Below are 12,223 nucleotides of genomic sequence, written 5' to 3'. Positions count from 1 at the left end.
TTCCGTGAAACGCCTGGTCAGAGCGGGGTCGCCGGTGGCAACCCTCGACCTCGACTTGGCCGTTACCATTCCGTGCCCATACGATGCGATGCGGCGCCGCATAGGTAGCCGGCCCGACGCCGCCCATCGGCAGGCGTTTGACGAGCTGAGGAGCCGATCGTGAAGACCCGTACCAGGACCCTGGGCGCAGCCGTGGGCATCGCCGCCATCGCCGTGTCGCTGCCCCTGTCCGTGACCGCGCATGCCGAACCCGAGACGGTGGAGACCCCGGTCCCCGGCCTCGAAGGCGACTGCGACCCCTTCCGGGCGGCTGTGCCGACCTGGAAGACCTTCATCAACCAGCCCGTCAGCCAGGTGCTGGCGCAGATCCCGGACATCAGCACGTTCAGCTCCGCGGTCTCCGGTGGGCTCAACCCGGCCGTCAACGTCGCGTCGGTCCTCGACAACGGCCCGTACGTCGTGTTCGCCCCCACCAACGAGGCGTTCGCGAAGCTGCCGCCCGAGCAGCTCGAGGCGATCAAGAGCGACCCGGCGGCGCTGACCGACCTGGACTACTACCACGTGTTCCTTGGCCTGCTGGGTCCCGGCGACGTCAAGGGCCAGCGCGCGACGCAGCAGGGCGCCGAGATCAAGGTCGTCGGCACCAACGGCGACATCAAGATCAACGACACCGCCAAGGTGATCTGCGGTGGCATCGCGGCCGAGAACGCCCGCATCTACCTGATCGACACCGTGCTGAACCCGGCCGAGGCGCCGGAGCCGCTGACGCCGGCGGGCACGTCGGCCGAGTCGACCTCCACCGAGGCGACCCCGACGACCGAGCCCACACCGCTGCCGGCCGAGGAGGCCCCCGCCGCCGCCACCCCGGCCGCCGCGGCCGACATCCCGGCCGCGGACGCGCCGATCGGCTGACACCCGAGCACACCAGAAGCGCCCCTCGCGAAGAGGGGCGCTTTTGTGTCTTCTGGGCGGCGCTGACGCCCAGCTTCCGGCCCCCGTCAGCCGCGGGCTAGGTGTGCGCAATCTGTTCCTGAACGGTGAATTCGAGACCGTCGGCGGCGGCGATGTAGACGTCCTGGCTGACGACGTTGCCCCAGATGCGCATGAGCCCGCGGGGGCTCTCGTAGAAGAATCCGGAACGGACCGCGTCCACGTCCTCGACATCCAGCGAGCCGGATTCCCGGGCCACCTCGGACAGCAGGTGCAACGCCTCGTAGCACGACTCACCCACGCCGTTGAGCGGAGGCGCGACCGCGCCGAAGTGGGCGTAGTAGCGATCGCTGAACCGGTGTCCTTCAAGGGTGTCGATCGTGTCGAAGTACGCCTTCGCCGAGAACAGCCCCTCATTGGCGCCGACATCGCCGGCAAGCAGCGCACTCTCTTCGACCGTCGTCGCGAGCCGGGGAATCTCGGAGCCGAGCCCCCGCTCCCCGAACTGCCGATTGAAGTGGACCGCGTCGGCTCCGATGAGGAGCAGATACACCGCATCGGGACGGGCCGCCTCGATGGCGTCGAGTTGCTCAGTGAAATCGGTCGTACCTCGCGGGACGAACGTCGTCATGTCCAGCGTCGCCGTCCTCGGCATTCCGGCCCGAACGCTGCGCACTGCCTCACGCGGGTAGATGTAGTCGTTGCCGACGAACGCCCAATGCCGCACGCCGAGAGCCTGGTGCATCCAATTCATCGCGGGTTGAAGCTGATTGGCGGCGCGCTCACCCACCATGAACAAACCCCGCGTGTCGTCGCCGTCCTCGTGCTCGGCCGCGAACGCATAGACGACGCGTCCGCCCACGCGTTTCGTGATGGCTCGCCGCACGTCTGAGCTGTGCCAGCCTGCCACGGCGTCGACGACGCGAGCGTCCACCAGGCGCGCGATCTGATCACCGACACGGGCCGCCGGCTGGGCGCCGTCAATCGGTATGAGATCCACTGGGAGACCGAGAATTCCGCCGGAGGAGTTGATCTCCGTGACGGCAAGTTCGGCACACGCCAGACACGATGGTGCGTAAAGCCCCTCCGGACCCTTCATGGGCACGACGAAGGCGATGGACATTCGACCCGCGGCCCCGCTGCGTGGCGACGGACCAACCAATCCGGTGTACGGATGACTCGTCATGTGCTCACCGCCCGATCGTCTTACACTTCAACCGACGGCAAGTCCGTCATCAGCAGTAGGCATCCTCGGCGACACCGTACTTGGAGTGTGCATGCGCACCGTTCGACAGCATAGTCTCGCCACGCTGCTGTTGTATTGCCAGCGCGATCTGCTGGCGGAGTTCGTCCCCTTCCTCGAGGAACGCGGGCTGACGCTCGACCAGTGGCGCATTCTGGCGGCATTGCAAGGGACGGAGGGCATCCCGATGGCCGAGTTGGCCAGCACCGCCGTCCTCCCGCCACCCAGTCTCACCCGGAACATGGACCGACTGGTAGAACGCGGATCCGTCGTGCGCGCCGTCGACCGCGCCGACCGCCGGAAGGTGGTGGCGGTGCTGACCCCAGCCGGCAAACGCGACGTCGCGGAGTTGCGACGCCATGAGCGCGAGGCCGAGCGCGCCATGGCCGATCGCATGGGCAGGCATCGGTTCGACTCGCTCGTCGCCGAACTGACCGAACTCGTCGATCCCCTTTGACACTTGGCAATTTACTTCCAGATGGAAGGTTTACGTGCGCGTAACCAAGTTCAAGGCGCCGTAACACGGCTGCCCGGTAACTTGAGCGACGCGCCCCGATGAAACTCGGCCGGCGGCAAACCGATACCGATCGCGGAGCTGAAGCCTCCGCGCTCGCTTCCATTCAGCGACACCCAGGAGTCGTCCATGTCCAATGCGCAAATCGTCCTCGACTCGATCGAATCCATATGGAACAAAGGAGAACTCGACCGCATCCCGGAGTTCTACACCGAGGAGTTCATCTCGTATCAGGGCGATCACGGCTTGTTCGACTGGCCACCCGGACGCGACGGCCTCAAGCAGGTGGTCACCACCATGCGCACGGCATTCCCCGACTACCTCGAAGAGCCAGCAATCGTATTCTCCGAAGACGACCTGGTGATCGTCCGGCAGGCGATCAGCGGGACCAACACCGGTGACGCGTCGTTTCCCGCTACCGGAAAACAGATGAAGGTGGTCGACATGATGATCTGTCGACTCAAGGACGGCAAACTGCACGAGCAGTGGGGGTTGACCGACAACTACGCCATGCTTATTCAGCTCGGCATGCTGGAGCCGCTGGTATGACGGGTCGACGCTGGACCATGCTCGCCGCTGTCGCGGCACTCAGCACGGCCCTGGTGTCGTGCAGTTCGGGTGAATCCGACGACAACGCAGTACTGATCGCCATCCCCGTCGGTCTCACCGGCGCCAACTCGGTGATCGCGCCGGGAGTCGTACAGGCCAGTGAACTCGCCGTCGACGAGATCAATGCCGCAGGCGGAGTACTCGGTGGCCGGCAACTCAAGTTGAAGGTGTACGACGATCAGAGTGGTGCCAACGGAGCGCTGAAGGCATTCACCGCTGCAGTGCAGGAAGACAAGGTAGTTGGAATCGTCGGCATGGAGACCACCGCAGCCCGCAACGCCGGCCAACCCATCGCCGAGCAGGCCGATACCCCGTATGTGTACACGTCGTCTTACGAAGGAAAGGCTTGCGGGGGAAACCTTTTCATCAACGGCGCGGTTCCGGAACAGTCCATCGATCCGCTGCTCGCATATATCAACAAGACGATGACACCGAAGTCGTGGGCGATCGTGGCCAGTGACTACGCGTTCGGTCGGGACACTGCGAAGTACCTCGAGCAGGCAGTGACCGATAGTGGCGGTGACGTCGTCTCCACGCAGTTCAACCCCATCGACGCCGGCGACTGGACGAGCGTACTGCAGAACATCAAGAGCGCGAACGCCGATGTGGTCGTGTCCATCTTGGCCGGCGGCACCCCGAGCGTCACCCTTAGCAAACAGTGGAAGCAAAGCGGAATGACCGTGCCACTGTTCAATCTCGGCATCGACGAGGACACGGCCAAGACCATTGGTTCCGACGCAGCCGGTGTGCTGTACCCGAGCATGTACTTCACCGCCAACGACACCCCGGAGAACAAGAAGTTCATCGAATCGCTCAAGGCGAAGTACGGAGATAAGGCACACGTGCCGAACAATCTGACGGTGCCGCAGTACGTCGGCGTACACCTGCTGGCCAAGGCCATCGACGCGGCCGGCTCCACCGATTCCGACGCCGTCATCGCACAGCTGCCGAACGTGAGCTTCGACGGCCCGAGCGGACGGATGCAGATGAACAAGGAGCACCACACCGACATGAATTTCTACCTCGGTGAAGTGCAACCGGACGGCACCACGAAGGTGATCGCCGACTTCGGGCAGGCCGGTCCCGGCTCGCAGTGCCCGCAATTTGCCACGGGCACAAAGTAACCGCCCCGACGGCGGTGCGTGGTCACGATGGGCCACGCATCGCCGCCGGCCGAACGGAGGATCAATGACAACCGGGCTGTTACTCGACGGTCTCACCACCGGAGCACTCTTCTTCATCGTGACCGCCGGTCTGCTGATCGTCTTCGGGATGATGAAGCTCATCAACTTCGCGCACGGCGCGTTCCTGGCGCTCGGCGCCTACACCTCGGTGCTGGTGACCTCGTACGGATTGCCCGTCTGGTTGCCGATTCTCATCGCGCCGATCGTCACCGCGGCGGTGGCTGCGGTGATCGAACCGCTGGTGCTGCGCCGACTCTACGGCCGTCCCATGGACACCCTGCTGGCCACGTGGGGTCTGAACATGATCATCACTCAACTGATCACGCTGTACTTCGGGCGCGGAACGCAACCCGTCAAGACACTGGACCTGGGCGCAATCGACATCCTCGGCACCACCTACTCGCTGTACCGGCTGCTGTTCATCCCCATCGCGGTTGCGGTGGGTGTGTCGATCGCCCTGATGCTCAACAGGACTCGGCTCGGCCTGGTGGGCAGGGCGGTGATCATGGACGAGAATCTCGCCCAGGTCCTCGGCATCAACGATTCACTGGTCAGGTTCGCCTCGTTTCTGCTCGGGTCCGCGTTGGCCGGTCTCGCCGGCGCATTGCTCACCCCGATCGCGAGTGTGGACCCGAACATCGGCGTTCCCTGGCTGTTCGCAGCATTCATGATCTCGTTGCTGGTCGGCGTGTCACCCGTCGCCCTCGGCGCCGCGTGTGTGCTGCTCGGCGTGCTTCAGGTCAGCATGGCCTCGGTGTGGGATCCGACGATCGCCACGCTGGCGGTACCGGTAACAGTTGTGCTGATCCTTCGCGTCATGCCGGAGGGTTTCGTCCGAAAGGCCCGCATCTGATGAACACTTTGACCTCTCGTCCCCAAGTTCGCGCACTGGCCGCAATCGTCGCGGTCGGCACGTTGCTGCTCCTCACCGCCCCCGCGATCGACGTCTACACGAAGATGATCCTGACCGTCTCGTTCATCTACGGGCTCACCGCGATCTCCATCGATCTGCTCTGGGGATACACCGGCGTGCTGAGCTACGCGCACGGCGCACTGTTCGGTATCGGCGCATACGCCGTGGCCATCTCGGCCAGCTCAGATTCCCTGTCCGACAAGACCACAGCCATTCTGCTCGGAGCCGTCATCGGGATTGCCGCAGCCTGCGTCACTGCGCTGGCGATCGGGGTGTTGTCATTTCACTCCAAAGCGGACTGGCTGTACGTGGGTGTCGTGTCCTTCGCGGCACCGTTCATCTTCGAACGCGTCGTGTTGGCCGGCGGCGATACCACCGGTTCGAGCAGCGGCCTGTCGGGATATGTCACACCGCTTCTGGCGCCCACCCAGTGGTATCTGCTGACCGGCGGAATCCTGCTCGGCGCGCTGTTCGCTGCGATGCTGGTGGTGTACTCGGACACCGGGACGCTGCTGAAGGCGATCCGGGAGAACGAAACCCGCTGCACCTATCTCGGTATCCGCGTCAACCGGGTAAAGACTGTGCTGTTCACTGTCACTGCGGCGCTGACGGCGTTCGGTGGTGCGCTGCTGGCCAGCTCACAGAATGTCGTCGCACCCGATCTTGGCGGCATCATGGCCGCCACGCTGATGGTCATCTGGGTGGCACTCGGCGGACGCGGGACACTCGTCGGACCGGTGGTCGCCGCCGTCGTGATCGACTACGTCACCGCCGTCATCGGCGCCGAGTTTCCTTTCGTCTGGCAACTGGGTCTCGGCGTCGCCTTCCTGCTGGTGGTGCTCTACCTGCCCGGCGGATTGATGTCGGTCGTGTCCATCCCCTTGGCCTGGATCCGTACGAAACTTCGTCGGCGTCAGGCGGTTCCACCCTCGCGCGGAACGATCCGACAGGTCGCCGCGCCCCAATCTGCGTCTGACAGCCGGAATCCACTTCTCTACCTCGAACGCGTTACCTGCCGGTTCGGGAGCCTGACGGCGGTCTCCGGCATCGACCTGCAGGCCCGTGCCGGGGAGGTGGTCAGCATCGTCGGGCCGAACGGAGCCGGGAAGTCGACGCTGATGCGCTGCATCAGCGACGGGAAGTTCCGCACAGCGGGCGTCGTCGAGATCGCCGGCCGCTCGATCGCGCGGAAAGAACCGGCAGCCGTGGCTGCCATGGGAGTAAGCAGAAAGTTCCAGCATGCCAGCGTATTTGGTCCGTTGACGGTGTTCGAGTGCCTCAGGATCGCGCGGACCCGCGCCAGTAGACCCAGCCTCTGGCGACGGGACGGAATATTGGAACTGCCGACGGCCGCCGCGCGGGTGCTGGACGCCACCGGACTGCACCTGGTACTCCACGAGCCGGCCGGCACCCTGTCCCATGGACAAAAGCAGGCGCTGGAGTTGGCCATGGTCATGGCGACCGATCCGACAGTAGTGCTACTCGACGAGCCCACCGCCGGCCTGTCCCACGAAGAGCGGTCGGTGCTCGGCGCCGTGTTCCGTGAGATCGCCGCCGACGGCAAACTTGTGATTCTCGTGGAGCACGACCTCGACTTCGTCCGTGCGATCAGCTCCCGGATCGTGGTTCTGCATCAGGGCGAGTTGCTGCTGGACGGATCGGTGGACGAGGTGGTCACTTCGCGGGTGGTCAAGGAGATCTACACCGGAACCTTCGAAGAAGCGGAGTTGGCCGATGCTCACGAGTCCTGAAGACAGGCTCCAGTGCGCCACCACGTTGACGCCGATGCTGGAAGTGCGCGCGTTGCGGACTGGCTATTCGAGCGCCGAAGTCGTTCGCGGCGCAGACTTCTCAGTTCGCCAGGGCGGCGTGGTGGCGATCATCGGTAAGAACGGAATGGGTAAGTCCACCTTGCTCAAGGCGATGGTGAACATCGTCAAGCCCTGGTCCGGTGAGGTGCTGGTGGCCGGAACCTCACTGCGTCCCCTGAAGCCGTTCCGCGTCGCACGGCAAGGGGTGACGTATATCCCGCAAGAGAAGGCGATCTTCGGCGACCTCTCAGTGGAGGAGAACATCCGCCTCGGTCTGCCCAAGAACGCCGACATCGACGCAGCGATGTCCGAAGTGGTGACACTGTTCCCCAAACTCAGGGGTCGGACCAACCAGAAGGCCGGCACGCTGTCCGGCGGTGAGCAGAAAATGCTGTTGCTCGCGCGGGCCCTGGTGTCACGGCCCGCGCTGTTGATCATCGACGAAATCACTGAAGGGTTGCAGCCGTCCGTGCGCAACATCCTGCGCACCGCGCTCGCCCACGAACAAGAAACCCGAGGCACCACCATCGTGCTCGTCGAGCAGGATTTGGAGTTCGCCTTTGGCGTCGCCGACTCCTACGCGGTGATGAAGCTGGGCCAACTGAGTGCGCTCCGTCCCACCGCGGGTGCCGACTGGCGGACCGTCGCGGAGGCCCATCTTGCCGTCTGATGGCTGTTCCGCTTTGGAAGCGCGGATCGTCCGTTTGGAGAACTTGCTCGCCGCGAAGACGGGTGTCGCTGCCGCCGGCGTCGCGTGCGACGACGGACCCTACGACGCCGACATGGCGACCGCCGGATGGCACCACGACGGCGAGTTCTCCTCGGAGGACGAGACGTTCACGGGTATCGACGACATCCGCCGGTTCTTCGAGGGACTGGTGGCGGACTTCACCCTGCACATATTCACCAACCTCGAGGAAGTGGGCGGCACTGCCGACACACCCGTCGTCCACGGCTACGGTCTGGAAGCCCCCGTGCTGGGCGGGGTGGCTCACTTCGGCGCCTTCACCCACACCATCACGCACGACCACACGACGGCAACGCCATTGACGGCGAGGTGGCGACAACGAATCCACTTGATCACCCCCGCGCTGTACGGATGGGTGCGCGGCGCGAAGGTCGTCGACCAAACCGCATGACGATCCAGGAGACAACCCAATGACCGACAACCACCTCAATACGCGTGTGCTCCAGCTGGAGGACACCGTCGCCATATCGAACGCGAAGATGGCGTTCGTCCGCAGTGTGGACGAAGCCGTCAACGACGGACGGCTCGCGTCCGCTCCACCGCCTCCGGCGCTCGCCTCACTGACCGTCGACGTGGCAGCGCCTTTGCAGAGGTCGTGGGGTTTCTCCGAACTGACTGATCTGCTAGGGCGCGTCACGTTCTCGTTGTGCTTCCTGGGCAGCGAGCAGATCAAGGTCGACGACCACCGGGAGTTCGCGATCGGGCAGTGGGTCAGCTGGCATCCGATGACAGTGGACGGCTCGGCGTGGCTGGTGGCCGGACGCTACCGCGACAATTTTCACCGCGTGCACGGCGAGTGGCGGCTGGCCCGCATCGGCTTCACACCCGAGATCTGCTGCCTCTGGGAAGTCGGGTGGGGCGCCGACCGGATCAGTGAGTTGCTCGCTGTTCGCGGGTTAGGACCACCGTCGTCCTCCCACTGACGAGCGTGCGCTTACTGCCGTGACCCGCCGCGCCGGGCGGACGAACACGCACGCTCGCGGAGTAAGGGAACCCGAGTAGCAAACGCATTCGGCGCGGTCTCGTTCGCAAAAGCGAGACCGCGCCGAATGGTGCGAGGGAAGGGTCAGACGCCGAGGTCGCGCCCGATGATCTCCTTCATGATCTCGGTGGTGCCACCGAAGATCGTTTGGATGCGGCCGTCGACGTAGGCCCGCGCCACGCGGTACTCCAACATGTAGCCGTAGCCGCCGTGCAACTGCACGCACTGGTCGACGACCTTCTTGGCGACCTCGGTGGCCCACCACTTGGCCTTGGCGGCCTCGACGGCGGTCAGCTCACCGTCGACGACGCCCTGCAGGCAGCGGTCGATGTAGGTCTCGGTGACCTCGAGCTCGGTCTCCATCTCGGCGAGCAGGAACCGGTTGTGCTGGAAGCTGCCGATCGGCTGACCGAACGCCTTGCGGTCCTTGCTGTACTGCAGCGTCTCGTCGAACACCGCACGGGCACCGGCGATCGCGGAGATCGCGATCGACAGCCGCTCCGACGGCAGGTTGGTCATCAGGTGGTAGAACCCCCGACCCTCCTTGCCCAGCAGGTTGGCGTTCGGCACGCGGACGTTCTCGAAGTGCAGCTCTGAGGTGTCCTGGCTGTGCAAGCCCATCTTGTCGAGCTTGCGGCCGCGGCTGAAGCCCTCCATGTCGCGCTCGACCACGAACAGCGAGAAGCCCTTGTGTCCGGCTTCGGGATCGGTGCGCGCGACCACGACGACCAGGTCGCAGTTGATGCCCGACGAGATGAAGGTCTTGGAGCCGTTGATGATCCAGTCGTCGCCGTCGCGCACCGCGGAGGTGCGGATGCCCGCGAGGTCGCTGCCGGCGCCGGGTTCGGTCATCGCGACGGCGATGATCGTCTCGCCGCTGGCGATACCGGGCAGCCAGCGCTGCTTCTGCTCGTCGTTGGTCAGGTCCTTGAAGTAGGGCCCGACGACGTCGTTGTGCAGGCTCAGCGCCGGTCCGTGGACGCCGGCTTTGGCGATCTCCTCGTCGATGATCGCGTTGAACCGGAAGTCGTCCGAACCGCCGCCGCCGAACTCCTCCGGCATGTTGAACCCGATGAGCCCGTACTTGCCCGCCGCGGTGTACGCCGACCGGTCGACGATCCGCTCGCTCTCCCACTTGTCGTGGTTGGGCACGAGCTCACGCTCGATGTACTCCTTGACGGTCTCGCGGAACGCCTCGTGTTCGGCGTCGTAGATCGTTCGCTTCATCTTCTCCTACTTCGCTTTCCAGACCGGTTGACGCTTCTCGGCGAAGGCCAGCGGCCCCTCCTTGGCGTCGTCTGACTTGAGCACCGTGCGCATCTCGCGCCCGGAGCGGTCCCATGAGGTTTCCTCGGCGGCGATCACGCCGTCGTCGGCGCCGTAGGCCACGCGCTTGCTGGCCCACACCGCGAGCGGGGCGTTGACAGTGATGCGTTCGGCCAGCGCCAGTGCCGCGTCGAGTGCGGTGCCGTCGGGCACCACCTCGTTGATCAGACCCCACTTCAGCGCATCGGCCGACGTCATCGGCTCACCGGTGAACAGCAGCTCCATCGCCACCTTGCGCGGCAGGTGGTCGACGATGCGGAACACCCCACCCGCGGCGGCCATCAGGCCCCGTTTCACTTCCGGCAGACCGAATTTCGCACGCTCCTCGGCGACCACCAGATCGCTGGCCAGTGCCAGTTCGGTGCCGCCGCCGAGTGCGGTGCCGTTGACCGCGGCGATGGTCGGCTTGTCGATGAAGTGGTGGACGTAACCGGCGAAGCCCCACTCCGGGTGTTCGGGGTGAAAGAGGTTCTCGCGCCGGTAGATCGCCTTGAGGTCGGCGCCCGCGCAGAACGACGGCCCGCTGCCGGTGAGCACGACCGCGCGCACCTCGGGATCGTCCTGCGCCTGCTGCAGCGCATCGCCGACGGCGGTGCTCACCGCGCCGTTGACGGCGTTGCGGGCCTCGGGCCGGTTGAGCGTGATGATCAGGACATTACCCCGCCGCTCGGTGAGAGCGGCGGGGGCCGTTGCCTTTTCGCTCGTATCGGTCACAGCAGCTCGAGGATGGTGGCGTTGGCCTGGCCGCCGCCTTCACACATGGTCTGCAGGCCGTATTGAATGCCGTTGTCGCGCATGTGGTACAGCAGCGTGGTCAGGATGCGCGCGCCGGAGCCGCCGAGCGGATGGCCGAGCGCGATGGCGCCACCGTTGGGGTTGAGCTTCTCCACGTCGGCGCCGATGTCCTTGAGCCAGGCCATCGGAACGGGCGCGAAGGCCTCGTTCACCTCGAACGCACCGATCTGGTCGAGGCTCAGACCCGACTTCTTCAGCGCCTTCTGGGTGGCCGGGATCGGGGCGGTCAGCATGATGACCGGATCGGCACCGGCGAGGACCGCGGTGTGCACCTTGGCCAGCGGCTTGAGGCCGAGTTCCTTGGCCTTCTCGGCGGACATGAGCAGCAGCGCCGCCGCACCGTCGGAGATCTGGCTGGAGTTGCCGGCGTGGATGACGCCGCCCTCCTTGAACGCAGGCTTGATCTTGGCCATCGACTCGACGGTGCCACCGCGGCGGATACCGCCGTCTTCGAGCACGACGGTGTCGTTGCCGTCGGCGTCCTTGGTCTCGATGCCGACGATCTGGTCCTTGAAGGCACCGGAATCCTGTGCCGCGGCGGCCTTCTCATGCGAGCGCAGCGAGAACTCGTCGAGTTCGGTGCGGCTGAAGCCCCACTGCTCGGCGATCATCTCGGCGCCGACACCCTGGTTCGGGGTCTTGTCGTAGCGGGCCTTGAACGATTCGCCGTAGGGGTTGCCGCCGTTGGCCAGCGAGGAGCCCATCGGGGTGCGCGTCATCGACTCGACGCCGCCCGCGACGACCACGTCGTAGTGCCCGGCCACCACACCGGCGACGGCGAAGTGCAGCGACTGCTGGCTGGAACCGCACTGGCGGTCGACGGTCACACCGGGAACGGTCTCGGGCCAGCCGGCGGAGAGCACCGCGGTGCGCGCGATGTCGAGGGCCTGCTCGCCGGCCTGCATGACGCAGCCCCAGATGACGTCGTCGACCAGTGCCGGGTCCACACCCGCACGCTGCACCAGACCGTTGAGCACCTGTGCGGACAGTTCGGCCGGGTGGACCCCCGCCAGTGCCCCGTTGCGCTTGCCGACGGGCGACCGTACAGCCTCGACGATGACGGCTTCAGCCATGTCACTTCTCCTTCGAAGTCGGATACCGCTCACACACTTGGACACGACGGTAGAGCACAAGGTTTACTAGGTCAACCTACTGGTTGGTGGGGTCG

General features: G+C 65.3%; 13 protein-coding genes. 9 read left to right on the top strand and 4 right to left on the bottom strand.

From position 1 onward, the window contains the following. Nucleotides 1–159 precede the first annotated feature (159 nt). Entirely contained in the window at nucleotides 160–912 is a 753-nt protein-coding gene (locus tag AU194_RS05295; protein ID WP_059088185.1) for a fasciclin domain-containing protein, read from the top strand. A gap of 97 nt (nucleotides 913–1,009) precedes the next feature. On the opposite strand, the gene AU194_RS05290 is transcribed toward AU194_RS05295, so the two are convergent. Next, the gene (locus tag AU194_RS05290; protein ID WP_255374824.1) at nucleotides 1,010–2,053 is read right to left on the bottom strand and encodes a substrate-binding domain-containing protein; all 1,044 of its coding nucleotides are present in this window, start codon (nucleotides 2,051–2,053) and stop codon (nucleotides 1,010–1,012) included. A gap of 154 nt (nucleotides 2,054–2,207) precedes the next feature. Here AU194_RS05290 and AU194_RS05285 point away from each other — a divergent pair, with 154 nt between their 5' ends. From AU194_RS05285 to AU194_RS05250, 8 genes are all read left to right on the top strand, one after another. Next, complete coding sequence (locus tag AU194_RS05285; RefSeq protein WP_231743174.1) at nucleotides 2,208–2,630, top strand: MarR family winged helix-turn-helix transcriptional regulator; 423 nt, start codon at nucleotides 2,208–2,210, stop codon at nucleotides 2,628–2,630. A gap of 186 nt (nucleotides 2,631–2,816) precedes the next feature. After that, nucleotides 2,817–3,236: an ester cyclase gene (locus AU194_RS05280; protein WP_059088182.1), complete on the top strand. Its 420-nt coding sequence runs from the start codon at nucleotides 2,817–2,819 to the stop codon at nucleotides 3,234–3,236. 17 nt (nucleotides 3,237–3,253) lie between these two features. Next, nucleotides 3,254–4,420, top strand: coding sequence for a substrate-binding protein (locus AU194_RS05275; protein WP_059088181.1), 1,167 nt, complete (start codon nucleotides 3,254–3,256; stop codon nucleotides 4,418–4,420). A gap of 64 nt (nucleotides 4,421–4,484) precedes the next feature. Further along, nucleotides 4,485–5,333 (top strand): branched-chain amino acid ABC transporter permease, encoded by an 849-nt coding sequence (locus AU194_RS05270; protein WP_059088180.1) that lies wholly within the window; start codon nucleotides 4,485–4,487, stop codon nucleotides 5,331–5,333. Beyond that, on the top strand, nucleotides 5,237–7,144 hold the full coding sequence (locus AU194_RS05265) for a branched-chain amino acid ABC transporter ATP-binding protein/permease (RefSeq protein WP_157575904.1): 1,908 nt from the start codon (nucleotides 5,237–5,239) through the stop codon (nucleotides 7,142–7,144). The genes AU194_RS05270 and AU194_RS05265 overlap by 97 nt, the downstream gene beginning before the upstream one ends. Nucleotides 7,145–7,178: 34 nt before the next feature. After that, a complete protein-coding gene (locus AU194_RS05260; protein ID WP_197417517.1) occupies nucleotides 7,179–7,874 on the top strand; it encodes an ABC transporter ATP-binding protein in 696 nt (231 codons plus the stop codon). A 34-nt stretch (nucleotides 7,875–7,908) separates the two neighbouring features. Next, complete coding sequence (locus tag AU194_RS05255; RefSeq protein ID WP_059088177.1) at nucleotides 7,909–8,343, top strand: hypothetical protein; 435 nt, start codon at nucleotides 7,909–7,911, stop codon at nucleotides 8,341–8,343. A gap of 19 nt (nucleotides 8,344–8,362) precedes the next feature. Beyond that, nucleotides 8,363–8,875, top strand: coding sequence for a nuclear transport factor 2 family protein (locus tag AU194_RS05250; RefSeq protein ID WP_059088176.1), 513 nt, complete (start codon nucleotides 8,363–8,365; stop codon nucleotides 8,873–8,875). Between the two features lie 143 nt (nucleotides 8,876–9,018). Here the strand turns inward: AU194_RS05250 and AU194_RS05245 are convergent, their stop codons facing one another. From AU194_RS05245 to AU194_RS05235, 3 genes are read right to left on the bottom strand one after another with little or no spacing between them, the layout of a single operon-like run. After that, nucleotides 9,019–10,161 carry an acyl-CoA dehydrogenase family protein gene (locus tag AU194_RS05245; RefSeq protein WP_059088175.1) on the bottom strand — a complete coding sequence of 381 codons (1,143 nt, stop codon included), beginning with the start codon at nucleotides 10,159–10,161 and terminating at the stop codon, nucleotides 9,019–9,021. Nucleotides 10,162–10,167: 6 nt separating this feature from the next. After that, a complete protein-coding gene (locus AU194_RS05240) occupies nucleotides 10,168–10,974 on the bottom strand; it encodes a crotonase/enoyl-CoA hydratase family protein (RefSeq protein WP_059088174.1) in 807 nt (268 codons plus the stop codon). After that, nucleotides 10,971–12,128, bottom strand: a complete 1,158-nt coding sequence (locus AU194_RS05235) for a thiolase family protein (protein WP_059088173.1) — start codon at nucleotides 12,126–12,128, stop codon at nucleotides 10,971–10,973. The genes AU194_RS05240 and AU194_RS05235 overlap by 4 nt, the downstream gene beginning before the upstream one ends. Nucleotides 12,129–12,223: the final 95 nt, after the last annotated feature.

It is taken from the genome of Mycobacterium sp. GA-2829 (genome assembly GCF_001499965.1).
Lineage (GTDB): Bacteria > Actinomycetota > Actinomycetes > Mycobacteriales > Mycobacteriaceae > Mycobacterium.
This window is presented reverse-complemented; position numbering and strand designations above follow the sequence as displayed.